This is a genomic window from Klebsiella sp. 18074 (genome assembly GCF_902705905.1).
GTDB lineage: Bacteria > Pseudomonadota > Gammaproteobacteria > Enterobacterales > Enterobacteriaceae > Klebsiella > Klebsiella terrigena.
In genome coordinates this window covers 92,058-112,816 of sequence record NZ_CACSIS010000012.1, presented here as the reverse complement: position 1 = coordinate 112,816, position 20,759 = coordinate 92,058, and the positions used below count along the sequence as shown (strand labels likewise).

The following is a 20,759-nucleotide window of genomic DNA, read 5'->3' as shown; positions in this document are numbered from 1 at the left end:
GCCGCTCCGTGCCGGCAGGTCGCGGCGCGCTTTCCGTGTCATACTTACGCGATATTGCCGTAGGGATATGACTATCAATGAAAGTGACGCGCAGACAGGAAAAGATTATTCGCGAGGCCGTGAGCCGCTGGCGGGAAGATAACGTCATCGATGAGCGGATGCAGCAGCATTTAAACGCGCATTTAGTTCGTTCTCCCTTCGACTGGCAGCGCCTGAGCCGCTACGCCTTCTGGACGGCGCTGGCCTGCCTGCTCATTGTGCTGTCCAGCCTGTTCGCCGATAGCGACGCGATCGCCTGGCTGGTGGGCCTGTTCAGCAACTCGGCGCTGGCGCGTATTGCCCTGCCGACGCTGATTGCCCTGGCGTGTTATGCCTGGGGCTTTCGCCGCCAGCGGCGAGAAGCGTAGTGGCACTACAGCACCGAGGCGATCCTGTTTACCGCGGTGGCGCTCTGTTTTGCGCTGCAAAAGCGGCTGCGCCAGCGGCGGATGTTTAGCGTCAGCAAGGCTATGGGCCTGACCTATCTGTTTATTGCGCTATGGATTTTGTCGATTTTTGGCAACCACGATCTGGATAGCTGGTACAGCCTTTCGCCGACGCAGTTGCTGCCGTGGGCGCTGCTGTTTGGCGTGGCGGCGGCTCTCTGTATCTATATTAGTCTCAAAACCGATGACGGCATGCTGCGGGGGGTTGGCCTGACGTTTCTCGCCATAAATCTCTATACCCGCTTTTTTGAGTATTTCTGGGAGCATGCATAAGGTGGTGTTCTTCCTGATTCTGGCGGCGTCGCTGGCCGTGCTCGGCCGCTACGCGGAAAGAATCTGGCACGCCGGCGAGCGGCGTGCCGGGGGCGATTAAATCTCGGTAATGGTGGTCGCCTGCGGCAGGCGTGATTTTGGCAGCGCGGCGTTGAAATCTTCGACGCTATGATGGCCGACCGGCACCACCACCAGGCTGGTATAGCCCTGCGCCTTGAGGTCGAACTCAGCGTCGAGGATGGCGAAATCGACGCCTTCAATCGGCACTGCATCGAGGCCCATCGCGGCGACGCCGAGCAGGAAGTTCCCGACGTTCAGATAGACCTGTTTGCCCATCCAGTGGTTGGCGTCGTTAAGATCTTTGCGGTGTATATCGGCAAAGAAGGTGCGGCCCTTGTGGTTCCCCGCTTTGGCTTCCGGCGTCGCGAAACGGCCGTCGGCCTCCTCCTGATCGACCACGCGTTCCAGCCAGGCATCGTCCAGCTCGGTTTTGGCGCAGAAAACCACCACGTGGGACGCATCGAGAATTTTACGCTCGTTGAACACGTAGGTGCCGCTGGCCGCCTTCGCCACCCGCACCTTGCCCTCATCGCTGCTGGCAACGATAAAGTGCCACGGCTGGGAGTTGGTGCTCGACGGGCTGAACTGCAGCAGCGTTTTCAGGTTTTCCGCCTGTTCTGCGGTCAGTTTTTTGCTGGCATCAAATGCCTTGGTGGAGTGGCGCTTTAGGGCGACGGCAACGATATCCATAACTCTTCCTCAGGTTAAATCTCAAGATAGTTTGAGGTTACAGCCCCTTACGGAGCGTTCAGTGAACGAAGAGTACAGCGATGCCGGGGAAATGATAAGAGACAAAAGTGCGATAACACTTATCGCGCTGCGCTGAAAATCATTCAGGGCGCAGCCGTTGCTGGACCTTTTTCGGCAGTTTGTTCACCACCTGGTTCCACGAATCGTCAATCAGCTCTGCCAGCAGATCTTCGCTGATATCGGCGCCGGGAACCACGGTAATCCAGTGCTTCTTGTTCATGTGGTAGCCCGGCTCAATGCTGCGATAAATCTCCTGATTCAGCAGTGATTTTTGCGGCTCGGCCTTGAGGTTCACCAGCGCCCGGCCGCGAACGTGGGTGGTCAGCATAAAAATGCGTCCGCCCACTTTGAACACGTCGTACTCCGGGCCGAACGGCCAGCAGTGTTCGGTAAACGGGTAGGTCAGCGCGATTCGCCGGGCGCTGGCGTGCAGTGAATCGGGAGTCATCAGGCGGCATCCTCATGCAGCGCCTGCCACATGGCCTCAAACCCGAGTGCGATCAGCTCCCGGGCGCGGTTCGGGTCGTGGCTGGCAAATTCGATAGTCGTTTCCGCCAGCGACAGAAACAGCGCGTCGCAGAAGGCGCGATAGGCGTCGCTCTGGAAGATAGCCTTGATCGACAGCTGGCACATATCGTTGAGCTCGGGAAACATCTCTTTAACGCGGGTGCGCGTTTCGTCGGTGATCCTTTCGCTAAGCGCCATCCGGCGGATGGCCTTGTGCTCCATTGGGTTGCGAATACCCCAGTTGATATAGCTGTTCCAGATATTGCGCGCGTTCTCTTTTGGGCGCTTCTCGTTCGGCGTCAGCCCGGCAACCATCGACTCAACCAGGCCCGATTTGATAGAGAGGTACAGCTCGTTGAGCAGATCGTCCTTGGTGGCGAAATAGCGAAACAGCGTCCCCTCGGCAACCCCCGCGCTGCGGGCTATGGCCGACGTTGAGGCGGCAATACCTGACTGGGCGAAGGCGGCGGTTGCGGCCTCCAGTAACGCCTGCTTTTTATCTTCACTCTTAGGACGAGCCACTGCGCTTTACCTCGCACGTAATTAAACCCGGATCTAAGCATGCCTGGTCATGGCACTGCAACGGTGTATGTCAAAAATTGAAAATCGTCTTGACGACTTTCGTCTTCTTCCTAATAATGAGTGCTTACTCACTCATAATCAAGTCTTATAGTAAAACCTTTAGGATAGCAAGGGTTTAGCTTGGTCCGAATATGAACCGTGTCATTGTCAGCGTGGTCGCCATCATGTTATTAGCCTCAGCAACAGCTTTACCGTTTGTGTTAAATGCCGGGTTTGGTAAGGCGCCACAGGGCGCACAGCTTAGCCTCGTTGAACAATCGCCGCACTATCATGACGGCCAGTTTCATAACCAGCTGCCCACGCCGGGCTTTACCGGACAGAAAAATATGCTGGCCGCGTGGTGGGATTTTCTGGTGACCAAACGCGAAAACGCCAGGCCGCAGCAGCCTCTGCCGCTGGTCAATACCGATCTTGCCAGCCTCCCGGCGGGGCAGGACGCGATGGTGTGGCTCGGCCACTCCTCCTGGTTTTTGCAGCTGGCGGGCAAACGCATCCTGATTGACCCGGTCTTCAGCAACTATGCCGCACCCTTTTCGTTTATCAACAAAGCCTTCCCGGGCGACTACCCGTGGCGCGCCGAGCAGATGCCGGAAATCGATCTGCTGATTATCTCGCACGACCACTACGACCATCTCGATTACGCCACCATCAAAGCGCTGATGCCGAAAGTTAAGCGCGTGGTCACGCCGCTGGGCGTCGGCTCGCACCTGCGCTACTGGGGAATGGACGGGGCGATTATCAGCGAAGCTGACTGGAACGAGTCGGTGAAGGTCAGCGATGAGCTCACCGTGCACGTCTTGCCGGCTCGTCACTTCTCCGGACGCGGACTCAAGCGCAATCAGACGCTGTGGGCCAGCTTTATGCTGGTGACGCCGCAGCAGAAAATTTACTACAGCGGCGACAGCGGCTACGGCCCGCATTTCAAGGCCATCGGCGAGCGGTTTGGCGCGGTAGATCTGGCGATTATGGAAAACGGCCAGTACGACCAGGACTGGAAATATATTCATATGATGCCGGATGAGACGGCGCAGGCAGCCGACGATCTCGGCGCTCGCGCGGTATTACCGGGACATGCCGGGCGTTTCGTGCTGGCAAAGCACAGCTGGGACGACCCTTATAAACGGCTGGCTGCGGCCAGTGAAAAGCGGGCATGGCGTTTGCTGACGCCGATGCTGGGTGAGCCGGTTTGGGTCGCCGATAAGACACAATCATTTAATGCCTGGTGGCGGTAATCGCCAGTGTGGTTTAAGAGGAGAGAGGACTTATGACTATTTCCGCTCAGGTGATTGAGACTATCGTCGGGTGGATTGATGACAATTTGCATCAGCCGCTGCGTATTGATGATATTGCTCGCCACTCCGGTTACTCAAAATGGCATCTGCAACGACTGTTTTTACAATATAAAGGGGAGAGTCTGGGGCGCTATATCCGCGAGCGTAAGCTGCGGCTGGCGGCGCGCGACCTGCGCGACACCGACCAGCGGGTCTACGATATCTGCCTGAAATACGGCTTTGATTCGCAGCAGACTTTTACCCGCATCTTTACCCGGACGTTTAACCAGCCGCCGGGCGCCTACCGCAAAGAAAACCATCACCGCGCGCATTGAGACGCATCCGCCGGGGGAGACCGGCGGATGCTTTTCTTACCAGGCGTAGTTGACCGTTGCCGTTACCGTCCGACCAATACCGTAGAAACAGGCGCTATCGCTGGCGCAGGATGCGACGTATTTGGTATCGGCGATATTATTGACGTTAAACTGCACCTTCGCCCCCTGCAGGCGCGGGCTAAGCTCGCCTAACTCATAGCTCACCATGGCGTCATACAGATCCACCGCCGGCACCTTGAAGGTGTTTTTGGCATCACCGTAGCTGGTGCCGATATAGCGCATGCCGACCCCGGCGGTCAGGCTTTTCAGCGCGCCGCCCGGCAGCGTATAGCTGGTGAACGCCGACGCCATATGCGTCGGGATGCGCGCCGGTGTTTTCCCTTCGGTTCCCGCCACGGTGGTGCTGACGGTTTCGGCGTCGGTCCAGGTGTAGGACGCAATCAGGTTCAGGTTGTCGAACACCGTGGCGTGCGCCTCGGCCTCAATCCCTTTTGAGCGCACCTTGCCGCTGTTTTCAAACCATCCCGCCGCGCTGTTGTAGGTGGCGACGTTGCTCTGCGTCAGGTCGTACATCGCGAGAGTCATCAGCGCATTCTGGTTTGGCTGATACTTCAGGCCGACCTCCAGCTGCTTGCCCACGCTCGGGTCGAACGGACCCACCCCCGGCGCCCGGTTGGTTTGCAGGTTAGGTTCAAAGGAGGTGCTGTAGCTGATGTACGGAGAGAGGCCGAAATCAAAGGCGTAGAGCAGGCCGGTGCGCCAGGTGAACTTGCTGTCGTTTTTCTGGCTGCGGCTGGCGTCGGTAAAATCGGTCGTTCGCACCTCCGCCCAGTCGTAGCGCCCGGAAAGCAGCAGCTCCCAGCTCTCCCAGCTCAGCTGATCCTGCAGGTAGACCCCCACCTGGTCGAGATTCTGCTGCTCGTCGCTGGCGGTGCTGAAGGTACTTTCGTCGACGTTAACGCCGTACGCCGGATGGCGCCAGTCGATATCGTACTGCGAGCCGCCGGCGCGACCGAGGTACTGTTTATCCTTGCTGGTCTTATAGTCCAGCCCGCCGATGACGGTATGCGCCAGCTGGCCGCTGGTAAACTGCGCCTCAAGCTGGTTATCAATGCCGAACTCATCGGTCTGGCGCTCCTCGCGCTGGGCGCGGCGCGACAGTACCGAACTGTTGGCGTCGCTGGTGGTGTACACCAGATAGCGATACTTCTGCTTGATGGTGGCGTAGCGGGCGTTCTGGCGCAGCGTAAAGGTGTCGTTGAGCTGATGCTCAAACTCATAGCCGATCGCCGTTTGTTCGCGCCACGACTGGTCATAGTTAGGGTCGCTGACGTTAAAATCGCGCGGAATATAGCTCCCGTCGACGCTGCTGACGGTGCCGTAGCGCGGGAGGAAGTTACGGTAGCCGGCATCGGGATCTTTTTGATAGCTGGTGAGCAGCGTGAAGCGGGTGGCCTGGTTGGGATACCAGGTCAGCGCCGGCGCAATCGCCATCCGCGTCTCTTTATAGTCGTCAACCTGGTTATTCTGCGTACGGGCGATACCGTTCAGACGATACAGCAGGCTGCCGTCATCGCTCAGCGGGCCGCCAAAATCGAAGGCGCCTTCGGCGAGATGGTTGTTGCCGGTGCGGAACTGCACTTCGTGAACCGGCTGGGCGGTGGGGCGTTTGCTGGTCATGCTGATAAGCCCGCCGGGATTGACCTGACCAAACAGCACTGAGGCCGGGCCGCGTACCAGCTCCACGCGCTCCAGCAGCCACGGGTCAACGGTGCCGGTTTGCGAGGAGGCGGTGGCGCCGTAGCTCAGGCCATCGAGATACTTTGGCACGTAGCTGAAGCCGCGCACGAAGACCTCGTCGTTGCGGTTGGACGACCCGCGATACTCGGTAAAGACGCCGGCGCTGTAGCGCAGCGCCTGGGATACCGAGGTGACGTCGAGGGTCTGCATCTGATCGCGGGTGACCACCGAGACCGACTGCGGAGTTTTGATAAGCTCGGCGGCGGTTTTGGTGGCCGAGAGCGTTTTTGTCGCCACGATCCCCTGAAGCGGCGCGGTGGGATCTTCCCCGCTGCCCGCGGTGACCACCAGCGTCTCCTCCGCCGCCTGCACCTGCCCCGCGCATGAAGCCAGCGCCATACCCGTGATCCAGAGTTTTGTTATCTTATTATTGTTAAACATATTTTTAGCTACATCCTTGGTTTTAATTGCCATAGGAGCCCGTTTTCCGCTAAGGGAAAATGTAACGGTCATCACCAACCGTCCAGATGTTATTGCAAATCATTCCTATTTGCATTAGCGTTGTTAACAAATTCTTACAGGGATAATCGGGTAATGAAGATGGCATGGAGTGGTCTGCTGGTGGGGATGAGCGCGCTACCGGCGGCGGCAATGAACTGCGAGTCTCCCTCGCTGCAGGGAGAGCTGCAGGGAAAATTCGATGCCAGCGGTGAGGTCTGTTTTGATCTGCCGACGTTGGGGGAAAACTACGTCACCGCGACCCTCTCCGGCGTAACGGATGCCCGCCTGCTGGATGAGCACAACCGCCGCCTGCGCACGCTGCTGGCGGGGGGACCGGCGGACGGCGAGCAGACGGTGCTGTTTTCTCTGCCGGTCAACCGCCCCTCGGCGCTGGTGCTGCACGGCGAAGAAGGGGCCCGCTGGCGCTTTCAGTGGCGGATGAAGGAGACGACCGCGCTGGCAAAAAACCAGCCTCTGGACCCCGTTAGCCCGCGTCTGCAGCGTCTGACGCGGGAGCTGGCGGCGGGGGGCTCAACGGCGGGCTTCTGGCAGGAGCGCGAGCAGGAGGGAACGCCGATGGTTGAGGCGCTGGACGCCGATCATAAGCGCGTCACCTTTCTGTGGCGCGGGGCGAGCCGCAACGTGTTTCTGCTGGGATCGCCGGCGGGCGATCACGATCCGCTGTTTCGTCTCGGCAGCTCCGACGTCTGGTTCCGCAGCTACGTGGTTCCGGCGGATACGCTGATGCAGTACAAGCTGGCGCCGGACGTGCCGGTGATTGACGGCAGCGCGCGCGACCAGCGGCGGGCAATACTGGTCAGCGCCCAGGCCGATCCGCTGAATCCGCACAGCGTGAACGCCGCCCGCGATCGCTGGAACCGCTATTCGCTGCTGGCTCTCAACCCGGCGCGTTTCTGCACCCCGCAGCGGATGGCGCAGCCGCTGCGCTACGGCACCTTGACCCGCCATCAGCTCTACAGCGACTTTTTGCACAACAGCCGGGAAGTGACTCTCTATCGCCCGCGCCTGCCGCAGCCGGCGCGCTGGACCCTGATGCTGTTCGATGGCAAAACCTACCAGGATGAATACCACTTCGCCAACGTCCTCGATAGCCTGATCGCCAGCCACGCGCTGCCGCCGATTAACGTGGTGTTTATCGACAGCCTCGACCACCCGCGGCGGGCCAAAGAGCTGCCGCCCAATCCCTTCTTCGCTGACTTTATGGCCCACGAGCTGCTGCCCTGGCTGCGCCAGCAGGGGCTGAACCCGACCCGACAAAAAACCGTGGTCGCCGGTTCGAGCTACGGCGGCCTGGCCGCTTCATGGGTGGCGCTGCGCTATCCGCGCCAGTTTGCCAACGTGCTCAGCCTGTCGGGGTCGTACTGGTGGGCGCCGAAGGGGGAGGAGGCGAGCTGGCTGACGCGGCAGTACCAGCAGTCGCCGCGCTATCCGGTACGCTTCTGGCTGCAGGCGGGCAAGTTTGAAACTTCGGGGCCGGACGGCGGGATTTATGCCAATACGCTGGAGTTCGAGCAGGTGCTGCGTGATAAAGGCTATCGCGTCAGCTTCCACCCCTCCTCCAGCGGCCACGACTATGCCGCGTGGTGCGAGGCGCTGGTGGCGGGGATGCGCGATTTCACCGGACTAGCGCTCAAGGGAAAACCAGCGGCGCCAGACCCAGCGCAGCACCAGGTATTCAATCGCGCCCAGCGCTAAAAACCACAGGCAAAACAGCAGGGTGTAGAACTGGTTGAGATCGAGCAGATGAAAGGTCGCAACCAGCTTCTGCGCCAGCGTCAGCCCAAGGGAGGGGGCCGGCAGCAGCAGGCAGGAGAGCAGAGCCAGCAGCAGGATACCGGCGGCACTCATGAGCGTTTCTAGCGGATGTTTCATTATTTGTTAATCATCAGTTAAAAACATATTGTCCGGTAAAAAGAGAATCAATGCAATATCGTTTCGTACGCAATTAAAATATGCTTTAAGTATTATATTTAAACGTTCTCACTCATTTCCCTGTTAATTATTTGGGGCTTATTTGTGATTAAGTTAATTACACTTAAATGTAAGTTAACGTCATTATTAAGCCAGCGCTTTTACAAAAGTATAGGTGCTGTAACCCACCAGCGTAGCAATCAGGATAGCCAGCACAACGTACAGCGCCAGGCGGCGTCCGCGATAGATTTTAGTCATAATGGCCCTCGTTTAATATAGGTTTATTAATCTTCTGTAATAGTTGCTTTGAGAAACAACTTATCACATATTTTGAATTTTGCGAGAGATTAAAAATTTCCCCTGGGTCATTTCTCTCGCCCCGTTAAATTATAATCTTTCATTGGCCAGAAATGATTTCAGGCTTTCCGCTTCACGGAATTTATAAGGAAAATTTATTTTGACCAAAAAGATAAATCCCCGTAATACGCCCCCTTCAGGGGAGGCCGCATCCCGTCAGGCTTATCAGCAGAGCGTGGCTGAAATACTGGCACAGCAAGAGAGTCATGCCGAGGGTCTGACTTCCGGGCAGGCCGCAGAGCGCCTGAAAACCTGGGGCCCTAACGCGCTGCCGGAAAAGAAAGGCAAACCGGGTTGGCTGCGCTTTCTCGCGCATTTTAACGACGTCCTGATTTTTGTCCTGCTGGCCGCCGCCGCACTCACTGCGATCATGGGGCACTGGGTGGATACGCTGGTTATTCTTGGCGTCACCGTGATCAACGCCCTGATTGGCCACGTGCAGGAGAGCAACGCCGAAAAATCCCTGCAGGGCATTCGCAACATGCTCTCCAGCGATGCGCGCGTACAGCGCAACGGCAGGCATGAAACCGTGGCGACCCGCGAGCTGGTGCCGGGGGATATCGTCATTCTGCGCGCCGGTGACCGCGTCCCGGCGGATATGCGCCTGATTGAAACCCACAGCCTGCGGGTGGAGGAGGCGATCCTGACCGGCGAATCGACGGTGGTGGATAAGACCACCGACGCGCTGCAGGGCGAGCTGCCGCTGGGCGATCGCACCAATATGCTGTTCTCCGGCACCACCATCAGCGCCGGTGCCGGCGTGGGCGTGGTGACCGCCACCGGCCAGCAGACCGAGCTCGGCCATATCAACCAGATGATGGCGGGGATTGAGAAGCACCGCACGCCGCTGCTGGTGCAGATGGACAAGCTCGGAAAAGCGATTTTCGTCATCATCCTCGCGATGATGGCCGCGCTGTTCATCTTTAGCCTGGCGCTGCGCGATATTCCTCTCGGCGAGCTGCTGCTCTCCCTGATTAGCCTGGCGGTGGCCGCCGTGCCGGAAGGTTTACCGGCGATTATCTCGATTATTTTATCCCTCGGCGTGCAGGCGATGGCGCGGCAGCGGGCGATTATCCGCAAGCTGCCGACGGTCGAAACCCTCGGGGCGATGACCGTGGTGTGCTCGGATAAAACCGGCACCCTGACGATGAACGAGATGACCGTTAAAGCGATCATCACCGCCGACTGCTGCTACCGCGTCGAAGGCGACAGCTACGAGCCTCAGGGTAACATCTGCCTGGAAGGCAGCAACGAGCCGGTGCAGATTAAGCCGGGCAGCGTGCTGGAAAGCTGGCTGCGCACCATTGACCTGTGCAACGACAGCCAGATCATCAAGGACGAGCGCGGGCTGTGGGGCATTACCGGCGGACCGACCGAAGGCGCGCTGAAGGTGCTGGCGGCGAAAGCGCAGCTGGCGCCGGTTGAAACGTGCCTGATTGCCAAAATTCCGTTCGACTCGCAGTACAAATATATGGCCACTCTGCAGCAGATTGGCGACGAAGAGCGGGTGCTGATTACCGGCGCGCCGGACGTTATCTTCGCCATGTGCCGCCAGCAGATGAGCAAGCAGGGCGCGGTACCGTTCGACCTGCAGTACTGGGAAGATGAGATGGCGCGCTTCGCCCGCCAGGGCCTGCGCATGGTTGCCGCCGCCGGCAAGCCGGCGACCGCCGGCAGCACGACGCTGACCCACGATGATCTGGGCGAAGGCCTGGTGTTTCTCGGCATCGCCGGGATGATGGACCCGCCGCGTCCGGAGGCCATCGAGGCCATTCACGCCTGCCAGAACGCGGGGATCCGCGTGAAGATGATCACCGGCGATCACCCGCAGACGGCGATGAGCATTGGCCAGATGCTGGGGATCACCAATAGCAGCCAGGCGATGACCGGCTACCGTCTGGAGCACATGGATGACGCCGAGCTGGCACAAGCCGCCGTCGAGTACGATATTTTCGCCCGTACCAGCCCGGAGCATAAGCTGCGGCTGGTGAAAGCCCTCCAGGATAGCGGCGAAGTGGTCGGGATGACCGGCGACGGCGTCAACGACGCGCCGGCGCTGCGTCAGGCCGACGTCGGCATCGCCATGGGGATCAAAGGGACGGAGGTCACCAAAGAAGCCGCCGATATGGTGCTGACCGACGACAACTTTGCCACCATCGCCAGCTCGGTCAAAGAGGGGCGTCGGGTCTACGACAACCTGAAGAAGACCATCCTGTTTATCATGCCCACCAACCTGGCGCAGGGGCTGCTGATTATCATCGCCCTGCTGGCGGGGAACATTATTCCGCTGACGCCGGTGCTGATTCTGTGGATGAACATGGCGACCTCCGCCACGCTCTCCTTCGGCCTCGCCTTTGAAGCCGCCGAGCGCAACGCCATGAACCGTCCGCCGCGTAAAACCGGCCAGCACGTGATGGACGCCTTTGCCGTCTGGCGGGTGGCGTTCGTCGGCACGATGATCGCTGTCGCCGCCTTTATCCTTGAGGCCTGGCTGGCGCCGCGCGGCCACAGCCCGGAGTTTATCCGTACCGTGCTGCTGCAGATGCTGGTGACCGCCCAGTGGGTCTATATGATCAACTGCCGTAGCAGCGACAGCTTCTCGCTCAACATGGGCCTGCTGCGTAATAAAGGTATCTGGCTGGTGAGCGGCGTGCTGCTGCTGATGCAGCTGGTCATCATCTATGTCCCGCTGATGCAGACGATGTTCGGTACCGAAGGGCTGCCGCTGCGCTACTGGTTTGTCACTCTTGCCATCGGCATGGTGATGTTCCTGGTGGTGGAGATTGAGAAGCGCCTGACCCGCCGTTGGCGTAAAACCGCCTGAACCTTCGCGCCCCTCCGGGAGGGGCGCGATAACATCAGCAAGGAATTCCCCCTATGAAAAAAATGTTCCGCTGCGCCTTCCTGGCCTGCGGCCTGGCCGGCTACGCCCTCAGCGCCACCGCGGCGCCGGCGATTCCGGTTCGCGTAGCGACCGTCGAACGCGCCGCCCACGTCGATGAGCGGCAGATCCCCGGACGCGTCGAGGCGATTCACGCGGTCGAGATCCGCGCCCGTACCGAAGGCGCCATCGTCGAGCGCCACTTCGCGGACGGCCAGTACGTCAGGCAGGGCGACCGCCTTTTTACCCTCGATGACGCCCAGCCGTGCGCCGCGCTGGCGCTGGCTCAGGCCGAGCTGAAAAGCGCCCGGGCTTCGCTGCGCCAGGCCGAACAGCTGCTGAGCCGCTATCAGCGCCTGAAAAACAACCACTCGATTAGCCGCAACGATGTCGATAACGCGCAGATGCAGCGCGATGTCGCCGCCGCCGCCGTGGAGCAGGCGCAGGCGCGCGTTGCCGCGCAGCAGATTACGCTTGGCTACACCCGCATTGATTCGCCGGTGACCGGGCGCGTGGGCCACAGCCTGTTTCACGTCGGCAGCCTGGTGAATCCGGCCAGCGGCGCGCTGGTGGATATCGTCCAGCTCGACCCGATCCGCGTCTCTTTCGCCTTAGATGAAAACGCTTTTTACAGTAAGGCGGGGCAGCATGACGATATCGGCGCGCTGAAGCAGGCGTGGCAGGCGTTGATTGCCCCCGGCGGCGCGCGCGAAGAGGGCGTGCTGACCTCGGTGGATAACCGTATCGACAGCCGCACCGCCAGCGTCGTGATGCGCGCCGAGTTTGCTAATCCGCAGCATCGCCTGCTGCCGGGCGGCAGCGTGACGGTGATTTTGCGCCCGCGCCAGCAGCAGGAAAGCCTGACCATCCCGCTGGCGGCAGTGCAGCAGGACGCGCAGGGCTTCTACAGCTGGGTGCTGACGGATGATAACACCGCTGCGCTGCGTCGGCTGACGCTCGGCGAGCAGCAGGGACAGCGCTACGCGGTCGCGCAGGGGCTGGACGTCGGCGAGCGCGTGGTGACGGAAGGCGTGCAGCGCCTGCGTGACGGCGCGGCCGTGCGGCTACTGAAATAAGAAAGGAGAAAGGATGCTGACGTTTTTTATCCGTCGCCCGCGCTTTGCGATGGTGATTGCGCTGCTGATAACCTTTGCCGGGGCGGTGGCGCTGAAGCTGATTCCGGTTGAGCAATATCCACAGATTACGCCGCCGGTGATAAGCGTCAGCGCCAGCTGGCCGGGCGCCAGCGCGGCAGACGTGGCCGAGGCCATCGCCGCGCCGCTGGAAACCCAGCTCAACGGCGTTGACCATATGCTCTATATGGAGTCCACCAGCTCCGACGAGGGGACCTACAGCCTGAGCCTGACCTTTGCGGCCGGCACCGACCCCGACCTGGCGGCGATCGACGTGCAGAACCGCGTCTCGCAGGCGGTGGCACAGCTGCCCGCCGAGGTGCAGCAGAACGGGGTGCAGGTGCGCAAGCGGGCGACCAATCTGCTGATGGGGATCAGCCTCTATTCGCCGACGGAAACGCTCTCGCCGCTGTTCGTCAGCAACTATGCCAGTACCCAGGTGCGCGAGGCGCTGGCCCGGCTGCCGGGCGTCGGCGAGGTGCAGATGTTCGGCGCCCGCGACTACAGCATGCGCGTCTGGCTGCGACCGGATCGCATGAATGCGCTCAACGTCACCAGCGAAGATATTGCCCAGGCGCTGCGGGAGCAGAACGTGCAGGGCGCCGCCGGGCAGGTGGGGACGCCGCCGGTCTTTAACGGCCAGCAGCAAACGCTGACCATCAACGGTATTGGGCGCCTGAGCGATGCGGCAAGCTTCGGCCAGATAGCGATCCGCAGCGGCGAGCAGGGGCAACTGGTGCGCCTTGCCGAGGTGGCAACCATCGAGCTCGGCGCCCGCAGCTACAGCTCCGGCGCGCAGCTCAACGGCCGCGACTCGGCCTATCTGGGGGTTTATCCGACGCCGACCGCCAACGCGCTGCAGGTAGCCAGCGCGGTGCGCGCCGAGCTCACGCGGCTACACGTGCGCTTCCCGGCGGATCTCACCTGGGAGGTGAAGTTCGACACCACGCGTTTTGTGGCGGCGACAATCAAAGAGATCGGCGTTTCGCTGGTGCTCACCCTGCTGGCGGTAGTGGCGGTGGTTTCGCTGTTCCTGCAAAGCTGGCGGGCGACGCTGATTGTCGCGCTGGCGATCCCGGTCTCGCTGATCGGCACCTTTGCGGTGCTCTATCTATTGGGCTACAGCGCCAATACCCTCAGCCTGTTTGCGGCGATCCTCGCCCTGACGATGGTGGTGGACGACGCCATCGTGGTGGTGGAGAGCGTCGAGAGCCAGATGGCGGAAGGCCTGGGCCGCCTTGAGGCCACCGCCCAGGCGCTGCGCCAAATCGCCGGGCCGGTTATCGCCACCACCCTGGTGCTGCTGGCGGTGTTTGTGCCGGTGGCGCTGCTGCCGGGCATTGTCGGCGAGCTTTATCGCCAGTTTGCGATCACCCTCTCCACGGCGGTGACGCTGTCGAGCGTCGTGGCGCTGACGCTGACGCCGGCCCTGTGCGCGCTGCTGCTGCGCCCGCGTCCGGCGCAGCCCGCGGTCGTCTGGCGGCTGTTCAATCGCGGCCTCGCTGGCCTGTGCGACGGCTACGGGGCGCTCGTCGCCCGCATGAACCGCCGTCCGTGGCTGGCGCTGGCGGCGGTCGCGCTGGCCGCCGGGGTGGTGGCGTTCAGCTTCAGCAGCATGCCGAAGGGCTTTCTGCCCGAGGAAGATCAGGGCTACTTTTTCGCCAGCGTCCAACTGCCGGAGGCGGCTTCGCTGGAGCGCACCGAGGCGGTGATGGCCCAGGCGCGCGAGCTGCTGCTGGCCAATCCGGCGGTGGAGGACGTCATTCAGGTGTCGGGCTTCAATATTCTGAACGGCACCAGCGCCTCAAACGGCGGGTTTATCTCGGTGATGCTGAAAGACTGGCACCGGCGGCCGCCGCTTGATCAGGTGATGAGCAAGCTGCAGGGGCAGCTGCTGGCCCTGCCGGAGGCGACGATTATGGCCTTTGCGCCGCCGACGCTGCCGGGGTTGGGCAACGCCTCGGGCTTTAACCTGCGCATTTTGGCCCAGGCCGGGCAGTCGTCGGCGGAGCTGGAAAGCGTGGCGCTGCGGGTGCTGCAAATCGCCAACCAGCATCCGCAGCTGAGCCGGGTCTTTACCACCTGGAGCAGCAGCGTGCCGCAGCTGACGCTTACCGTCGACCGCGACCGTGCCGCTCGCCTGGATGTCCCGGTTTCGCGGATTTTCAGCAGCCTGCAGACGGCATTTGGCGGTACCCGCGCCGGCGACTTTAGCATCAATAATCGGGTCTACCACGTGGTGATACAAAACGAGATGCAGTGGCGCGAGCGGGCGGAGCAGATAAGCGAGCTCTACGTGCGCAGCAACCACGGCGAGCGGGTGCGCCTGAGCAATCTGGTCACCGTCACCCCGGCGGTGGGGGCGCCGTTTATCCAGCAGTACAATCAGTCCCCGTCGGTTTCGATAAGCGGCTCGGCGGCTGAGGGCGTCAGCAGCCGGGCGGCGATGGCGGCGATGGCGGCGATTCTGCAGGCCCATCTGCCGCAGGGCTACGACTACGCCTGGAGCGGGATTTCGTGGCAGGAGCAGCAGACTGGCAACCAGGCTATCTGGATCGTGCTGGCGGCGGTGGCGATGGCGTGGCTGTTCCTCGTCGCGCAGTATGAAAGCTGGACCCTGCCGGCGAGCGTGATGCTGTCGGTGCTGTTCGCCATCGGCGGAGCGCTGCTGTGGCTGTGGGTAGCCGGCTACGCCAACGACGTGTACGTGCAGATTGGCCTGGTGCTGCTCATTGCGCTGGCGGCGAAGAACGCGATCCTGATCGTCGAGTTTGCCCGGGCGAAGCGCGAAGAGGGGATGTCGATAGCCGATGCCGCCCGGGAAGGGGCCACCCGCCGCTTTCGCGCGGTGCTGATGACCGCGGTCTCGTTTATTATCGGAATCGTGCCGATGATGTTCGCCACCGGCGCCGGGGCGCAGAGTCGGCGGATTATCGGTACCACCGTGTTCAGCGGCATGCTGGTGGCGACGGTAATCGGCATACTGTTTATCCCCACGCTGTTCGTGCTCTTTCAGCGCCTGCGCGAGTGGGGACATCGCCGGATGTCGGCCCGGCGCTAGCGGGCTTCTACCGTAATCATGCTGACGAACGGATGGTACTGCCAGGGCACGCCGCCGCCCTGCCGGTACATTTTCGAAATGGTGCCGTCGAGGTAGAGCATCTGCCGGACGTTGAGCTTTGACTGCGCGTAGCAGGCGAAATCGTAGAAGTTGGTTTCGCGCTCGCTGAGCATGAATATCACCTGACCCTGGCGGGTGAGGCCGACGCCGTTGCGCAGCTTGCGCGACCCGGCGGACGGCTTCAGCCGCCAGTTTATCCTGCCGTTTTCAATCAGCATCGGGCCGGACTGCACGGCGTAATCGATGGCCGGCGACGGCCGGTATTTATCGATGCTGACGATCCCCGCCTGCTGGCCTTTAACAAAAAAGACCCCGCCGGGACGAATGAAAAAGTTGCCGCCGCCGGAGGCGCGGTTGAGGGCAACCTGCTGTTTGCCCTTTTCGATATAGAGCCCCAGCGGCGCATAGGCCTTATCGTAAATCCCGCCGTTCATCGCCATCCGCACCCGGCCGTCGCGGTTGATATCCGCCAGCAGCGATCGCAGCGAGCCCCAGGCGCTGCCGGCGTCGTTTTTCCAGTACATGGTGATCCGCTCCTGCTGCGGATTGACGGCGTAGCTTTGCAGCGTCAGCGACGGGTCGGTGAGGGCGCATTTTGCAGCGGCAAAGGCCGAAAACGGCAACAGCATCAGCGCGACGAGTCGCGGCGAGAGGCGCGGGAGCATGGGCATTCCTTGAGGCGGTAAAGGCGGGCAGTATACCTTTTTGCCGCCGCTACGCCGCCCAGATCTCGCAGTGCTTTTGCACCAGGCCGATCAGCGAGCCGCCGTTGGCGACAAATTCGCGCATCCGCTGGGCCTCGCTGCGATCCCGCTGCGCCTGGCGGACGATGGCGTCAAGGGCGCTGGTGGCGTTGAGCCTGTGAGCGAAGGGCGCCAGGCGCTCCGCCAGACGTATAATCTCTTCCCGGACGCTGCGCTGCTCGCCGGAGTGGACGTCGGTAACGATCCCCTCGAGGCCGTAGCGGCAGGCCTGATAGCGGTTGAAGGGATAGAGCAGATAGTCCTCGGGCTGCGGCTTAAACGGCCTTTCCGCCAGCAGCCAGCAGGCAATTATCTGAATATAGCCGGCAATATTCACCGCCTGGGCAATCGTCAGCGGGGTATCCATCACCCGCACCTCGACGGTGCCGAAGCGCGGGCTGGGGCGAATGTCCCAGTGCAGATCCTTCATGCTGTCGATCATGCTGGTATAGCTGAGGCGCCGGAACAGCCCGTTAAACGCCTGCCAGTCGGTAACCCACGGCATCGGACCGTTGTCGGGGTAGGCGGAAAAGAGGTTCAGGCGGGCGGTAGCGAATCCGCTGTCGGCCCCGTCGAGCCAGGGCGATGCCGCGTTAAGGGCAATAAAGTGCGGCACGTAGCGCGACAGCCCGTGGACAAGGTAAATCGCATCGTCGCCGCTTTGGCAGCCAACGTGGACGTGCTGGCCGAACACCGTTGACTGCTGGGCGAGGTAGCCAAAGTGCTCGACGGTTTTCAGATAGCGCGGGTTGCTGCTGATCTGCTGGCGCTGCCAGGCCTGAAACGGATGGGTGCCGCCGCCGCAGATTTGCAGATGCTGCTGCGCGCCGGCGCGCAGTATCTCCTGCTGAATCGTTGTCAGCTGCGCCATCGCCTGGTGGATGTCGCGGCAAATCCCGGTCGCCACCTCCAGCATGCTCTCGGTGATATCGTGTTTCACCTCCCCGGCGGGAATGGCGTCCTCCACGGCGGCAATCAGCGCCGAGGAGTCCTGGCTCAGATCGTATCCCGGCGGGTTGACCACCTGCAGCTCCAGCTCGATACCAAGCGTAAAAGGCGCCGAAACGTGAAAATCAGGTAATGACATGGCGATTCCTTGCGTACGGATATGCAGGAAGTATAGGTAAAATATCTCAGGCTCAGCGTCGGCTCCCATTAGACGATCGGCACGGGTCCTTATAAATAAAGCAGGATTATGAATTTATTTTATATTAAGTTACGCTACGTTATTATTCCCTGCCGCGACAAAATAGGCTGGTGCAGTTCTGCAACATATTTCACAACGGCGGTGCGCAAGCATAAGCTGTTATTATTTTATTAATACATATCATGTAGATAGTATAATTTATTCTTATTTTATAAGCGCTTTCACACTTATTTTCCTTGCTTTCAGAAGTGGTATGGATCTTGCCTGTTAAATAACGACTTTTTATTTAACAGGGACAATGTGATGCTCAAAAATACCTTACCTTTGCGTAAACGCCGCCCCCTCGTCGCCGCGGCCGGGGCGCTGGCGCTGCTGACCTCCCTGCAGGCGAGCGCCTCAACGCTGCGGATCGCGATGACCGCCGCCGATATCCCGTTAACCCTCGGCCAGCCTGACCAGGGCTATGAAGGCAACCGCTTTACCGGCATCCCACTGTATGACGCGCTGGTGGAGTGGGACCTCTCGCAGGGGGAGAAACCGAGCGGTCTGGTGCCGGGCCTGGCGACGGAGTGGCACGTCGACCCGCAAAATCAGACCCGCTGGATCTTTACCCTGCGCCCCGGGGTGAAGTTTCATGACGGCACCGAGGTTAACGCGGACGCCATCGTCTGGAACGTCGATAAGGTCCTGAACAAAACGGCCCCGCAGTATGCCCCAGGGCAGATCGGCAATACGCTGTCCCGCATGCCGACGCTGACCGGGGCCGAAAAAATTGACGATCGCACCGTGGCGCTCACCACTTCCGAAGCCGATGCCCTGCTGCCGTACAATATTACCAACCTGTTTATCGTCTCGCCGACGGCATGGCAGAAGCTGTATGCCGCGGTGCCGGCCAGCGCCGGCGATACCGCCGCGCGCAGCAAGCTGGCGTGGACGGAGTTCGCCGCCCACGCGGTGGGCAGCGGTCCGTTCAAAATGGAAAAACTGGTTCCCCGCCAGCAGCTGATCCTCGATAAAAACCCGGACTACTGGAATAAAGATCGCATCCCGCGGGTCGATAAGGTGGTGCTGATCCCGCTCCCGGAGGCCAACGCCCGCACCGCGGCGCTGCTGTCGAAGCAGGTGGACTGGATTGAGGCCCCGGCCCCGGACGCGGTGGATCAAATTAAATCCCAGGGCTTTAAAATCTACGCCAACACCCAGCCGCACCTGTGGCCGTGGCAGTTCTCATTTGAAGAGGGCTCGCCGTGGCAGGATATTCGCGTGCGCAAGGCGGCCAACCTGTGCCTTAACCGCGCGGAGCTGAAGAGCTACCTCGGCGGCTATATGACCGAAGCGACCGGCGTCTACGAGGCCGATAGCCCGTGGCACGGCAAGCCCACTTTCCAGATCAAATACGACCCGGAAACCGCCCGTAAGCTGATGACCGAAGCCGGCTACAGCGCCGGTAAACCGCTGCACGTCACCGTCGCCACCTCGGCCTCCGGCTCCGGACAGATGCAGCCGCTGCCGATGAATGAGTACATTCAGCAGAGCCTGAAAAGCTGCTTCTTTAACGTCGACATCAAGGTGACCGAATGGAACACCCTGTTCACCAACTGGCGCCTCGGGGCAAAAGACCCTTCGGCAAAAGGCATTGATGCCATCAACGTCAGCGCGGCGGTTAACGACCCTTACTTCGGCATGATCCGCTTCTCGACCGCCAAAGCGTTCCCGCCGGTGGCGACCAACTGGGGCTACTTCTCTACCCCGGAAACCGAAAAGCTGGCGACCGCGGTGAAGCACGCCTTTACCCCCGATGAGATGAATAAAGCGGCCGGCGAGCTGCACGCCGCGCTGGTGGACCAGGTGCCGTTCCTGTTCGTCGCCCACGACGTAGGGCCACGAGCCATTTCGCCGGCGGTGAGCGGCGTGGTGCAGCCGCAGAGCTGGTTTATCGATCTCAGCCTGGTGAGTAAGAAAGAGTAATCGTGACGGGAGCCAAAGATGATCAATACGCTGCTGTACCGCGTTCTGCTGGCCGTGCCGACCATGCTCGGCGTGGCGGTAATCTGTTTCATGCTGGTGCAGATTGCGCCGGGGGATCCGCTGGTGTCGGTGATGCCGCCGGACGCCTCGGAGGCGCTGCGCCAGACGCTGATGCAGGCCTACGGTTTTGATAAACCGCTGCCGCTGCAGTTCGTTCACTGGCTGTGGCGAGCGCTGCACGGCGATCTCGGGATGTCGGTCGCCACCGGACGCCCGGTGATCGGCGAAGTGATGACCGCCGTCAGCTACTCCCTGCGCCTGGCGCTGCTGGCGACGATTATCGGCTTCGTGCTCGGCAGCCTGTTCGGCTTTGTCGCCGGCTATTTTCGCAACAGCATCATCGATCGCCTGGCATCGGTGCTGTCGGTGTTTGGCGTCAGCGTGCCGCACTACTGGCTGGGAATGCTGCTGGTGATCGCCTTTAGCGTCAAGCTGGCGGTTTTACCCGCCACCGGCGGCGGGCCGATCGGCGAAATCGGCTGGCAGTGGGACTGGCAGCATCTGCAGTTTATGCTGCTGCCGGCGGTAACCCTGTCGGTGATCCCGACCGGGATCATCGCCCGCACCGTGCGCTCGCAGGTTGCCGATATTCTCAGCCAGGAGTTTATCGTCGGGCTGCGTGCCCGTGGCCTTGGCGAATCGCGCATTTTCCTCCACGTGGTGAAAAATGCCGCCCCCACCGCGCTGGCGGTGATGGGGCTGCAGGTGGGCTATCTGATGGGCGGCTCGATTCTGGTGGAAACGGTGTTCTCGTGGCCGGGCACCGGCCTGTTGCTCAACACCGCTATCTTCCAGCGCGATCTGCCGCTGCTGCAGGGCACCATCTGGGTGCTGGCGCTGTTCTTCGTGCTGCTCAATTTGCTGGTGGATATGCTGCAAACCGCCCTCGACCCACGCATTAAGAGGAGCTAAC

The 20,759-nt window shown here is 61.0% G+C and carries 15 protein-coding genes and 1 pseudogene; 9 read left to right on the top strand and 7 right to left on the bottom strand.

Annotation, left to right across the window (positions count from 1 at the left end; genetic code table 11):
- The first annotated feature begins 77 nt into the window (after nucleotides 1-77).
- A pseudogene (locus GVK32_RS13715) lies at nucleotides 78-858 on the top strand (hypothetical protein).
- Here the strand turns inward: GVK32_RS13715 and nfsB are convergent.
- From nfsB to GVK32_RS13700, 3 genes are all read right to left on the bottom strand, one after another.
- A complete protein-coding gene (gene nfsB / locus GVK32_RS13710; protein ID WP_159868614.1) occupies nucleotides 855-1,508 on the bottom strand; it encodes an oxygen-insensitive NAD(P)H nitroreductase in 654 nt (217 codons plus the stop codon). The pseudogene GVK32_RS13715 and the gene nfsB overlap by 4 nt on opposite strands.
- 139 nt (nucleotides 1,509-1,647) lie before the next feature.
- Complete coding sequence (locus GVK32_RS13705) at nucleotides 1,648-2,016, bottom strand: MmcQ/YjbR family DNA-binding protein (RefSeq protein ID WP_159868611.1); 369 nt, start codon at nucleotides 2,014-2,016, stop codon at nucleotides 1,648-1,650.
- Nucleotides 2,016-2,597: a TetR/AcrR family transcriptional regulator gene (locus GVK32_RS13700; RefSeq protein ID WP_123706931.1), complete on the bottom strand. Its 582-nt coding sequence runs from the start codon at nucleotides 2,595-2,597 to the stop codon at nucleotides 2,016-2,018. The genes GVK32_RS13705 and GVK32_RS13700 overlap by 1 nt, the downstream gene beginning before the upstream one ends.
- Nucleotides 2,598-2,788: 191 nt before the next feature.
- On the opposite strand from GVK32_RS13700, the gene GVK32_RS13695 reads away from it, so the two are divergent.
- The gene (locus GVK32_RS13695) at nucleotides 2,789-3,889 is read left to right on the top strand and encodes an MBL fold metallo-hydrolase (protein WP_159868608.1); all 1,101 of its coding nucleotides are present in this window, start codon (nucleotides 2,789-2,791) and stop codon (nucleotides 3,887-3,889) included.
- 32 nt (nucleotides 3,890-3,921) lie between these two features.
- Nucleotides 3,922-4,263, top strand: a complete 342-nt coding sequence (locus GVK32_RS13690) for a RamA family antibiotic efflux transcriptional regulator (protein ID WP_041144482.1) — start codon at nucleotides 3,922-3,924, stop codon at nucleotides 4,261-4,263.
- Nucleotides 4,264-4,299: 36 nt separating this feature from the next.
- Here the strand turns inward: GVK32_RS13690 and GVK32_RS13685 are convergent, their stop codons facing one another.
- On the bottom strand, nucleotides 4,300-6,444 hold the full coding sequence (locus GVK32_RS13685) for a TonB-dependent siderophore receptor (protein WP_159868605.1): 2,145 nt from the start codon (nucleotides 6,442-6,444) through the stop codon (nucleotides 4,300-4,302).
- 153 nt (nucleotides 6,445-6,597) lie between these two features.
- On the opposite strand from GVK32_RS13685, the gene GVK32_RS13680 reads away from it, so the two are divergent.
- Complete coding sequence (locus GVK32_RS13680) at nucleotides 6,598-8,220, top strand: alpha/beta hydrolase-fold protein (protein ID WP_159868601.1); 1,623 nt, start codon at nucleotides 6,598-6,600, stop codon at nucleotides 8,218-8,220.
- On the opposite strand, the gene GVK32_RS13675 is transcribed toward GVK32_RS13680, so the two are convergent.
- Nucleotides 8,149-8,397: a DUF1158 domain-containing protein gene (locus GVK32_RS13675; RefSeq protein ID WP_159868598.1), complete on the bottom strand. Its 249-nt coding sequence runs from the start codon at nucleotides 8,395-8,397 to the stop codon at nucleotides 8,149-8,151. The genes GVK32_RS13680 and GVK32_RS13675 overlap by 72 nt on opposite strands.
- Before the next feature lie 496 nt (nucleotides 8,398-8,893).
- Between GVK32_RS13675 and GVK32_RS13670 the strand changes: the two genes are divergently transcribed.
- The 3 genes from GVK32_RS13670 to GVK32_RS13660 are packed head-to-tail and all read left to right on the top strand — an operon-like array spanning nucleotide 8,894 to nucleotide 15,868.
- On the top strand, nucleotides 8,894-11,617 hold the full coding sequence (locus GVK32_RS13670) for a cation-transporting P-type ATPase (protein WP_159868595.1): 2,724 nt from the start codon (nucleotides 8,894-8,896) through the stop codon (nucleotides 11,615-11,617).
- Nucleotides 11,618-11,670: 53 nt separating this feature from the next.
- Nucleotides 11,671-12,750, top strand: a complete 1,080-nt coding sequence (locus tag GVK32_RS13665) for an efflux RND transporter periplasmic adaptor subunit (protein WP_159868592.1) — start codon at nucleotides 11,671-11,673, stop codon at nucleotides 12,748-12,750.
- Between the two features lie 13 nt (nucleotides 12,751-12,763).
- Nucleotides 12,764-15,868, top strand: coding sequence for an efflux RND transporter permease subunit (locus GVK32_RS13660; RefSeq protein WP_159868589.1), 3,105 nt, complete (start codon nucleotides 12,764-12,766; stop codon nucleotides 15,866-15,868).
- Here the strand turns inward: GVK32_RS13660 and GVK32_RS13655 are convergent.
- Both GVK32_RS13655 and GVK32_RS13650 read right to left on the bottom strand, forming a co-directional pair.
- Nucleotides 15,865-16,593: a phosphodiester glycosidase family protein gene (locus GVK32_RS13655; RefSeq protein WP_159868586.1), complete on the bottom strand. Its 729-nt coding sequence runs from the start codon at nucleotides 16,591-16,593 to the stop codon at nucleotides 15,865-15,867. The two genes, GVK32_RS13660 and GVK32_RS13655, sit on opposite strands and share 4 nt — an antisense overlap.
- A gap of 49 nt (nucleotides 16,594-16,642) precedes the next feature.
- Nucleotides 16,643-17,758 (bottom strand): YbdK family carboxylate-amine ligase, encoded by a 1,116-nt coding sequence (locus tag GVK32_RS13650; protein WP_159868583.1) that lies wholly within the window; start codon nucleotides 17,756-17,758, stop codon nucleotides 16,643-16,645.
- A 363-nt stretch (nucleotides 17,759-18,121) separates the two neighbouring features.
- On the opposite strand from GVK32_RS13650, the gene GVK32_RS13645 reads away from it, so the two are divergent.
- A complete protein-coding gene (locus GVK32_RS13645) occupies nucleotides 18,122-19,786 on the top strand; it encodes an ABC transporter substrate-binding protein (RefSeq protein WP_159868580.1) in 1,665 nt (554 codons plus the stop codon).
- Nucleotides 19,787-19,804: 18 nt separating this feature from the next.
- Nucleotides 19,805-20,758: an ABC transporter permease gene (locus GVK32_RS13640; protein ID WP_159868577.1), complete on the top strand. Its 954-nt coding sequence runs from the start codon at nucleotides 19,805-19,807 to the stop codon at nucleotides 20,756-20,758.
- Nucleotide 20,759 lies beyond the last annotated feature (1 nt).

Excerpts from the sequence above, each read along its gene's own strand:
- nfsB (WP_159868614.1), bottom strand. The coding sequence starts at position 1,508 with ATGGATATCGTTGCCGTCGCCCTAAAGCGCCACTCCACCAAGGCATTT.
- GVK32_RS13705 (WP_159868611.1), bottom strand. The coding sequence starts at position 2,016 with ATGACTCCCGATTCACTGCACGCCAGCGCCCGGCGAATCGCGCTGACC.
- GVK32_RS13695 (WP_159868608.1), top strand. The coding sequence starts at position 2,789 with ATGAACCGTGTCATTGTCAGCGTGGTCGCCATCATGTTATTAGCCTCA.
- GVK32_RS13690 (WP_041144482.1), top strand. The coding sequence starts at position 3,922 with ATGACTATTTCCGCTCAGGTGATTGAGACTATCGTCGGGTGGATTGAT.
- GVK32_RS13685 (WP_159868605.1), bottom strand. The coding sequence starts at position 6,444 with ATGTTTAACAATAATAAGATAACAAAACTCTGGATCACGGGTATGGCG.
- GVK32_RS13680 (WP_159868601.1), top strand. The coding sequence starts at position 6,598 with ATGAAGATGGCATGGAGTGGTCTGCTGGTGGGGATGAGCGCGCTACCG.
- GVK32_RS13675 (WP_159868598.1), bottom strand. The coding sequence starts at position 8,397 with ATGAAACATCCGCTAGAAACGCTCATGAGTGCCGCCGGTATCCTGCTG.
- GVK32_RS13665 (WP_159868592.1), top strand. The coding sequence starts at position 11,671 with ATGAAAAAAATGTTCCGCTGCGCCTTCCTGGCCTGCGGCCTGGCCGGC.
- GVK32_RS13660 (WP_159868589.1), top strand. The coding sequence starts at position 12,764 with ATGCTGACGTTTTTTATCCGTCGCCCGCGCTTTGCGATGGTGATTGCG.
- GVK32_RS13655 (WP_159868586.1), bottom strand. The coding sequence starts at position 16,593 with ATGCTCCCGCGCCTCTCGCCGCGACTCGTCGCGCTGATGCTGTTGCCG.
- GVK32_RS13650 (WP_159868583.1), bottom strand. The coding sequence starts at position 17,758 with ATGTCATTACCTGATTTTCACGTTTCGGCGCCTTTTACGCTTGGTATC.
- GVK32_RS13645 (WP_159868580.1), top strand. The coding sequence starts at position 18,122 with ATGCTCAAAAATACCTTACCTTTGCGTAAACGCCGCCCCCTCGTCGCC.
- GVK32_RS13640 (WP_159868577.1), top strand. The coding sequence starts at position 19,805 with ATGATCAATACGCTGCTGTACCGCGTTCTGCTGGCCGTGCCGACCATG.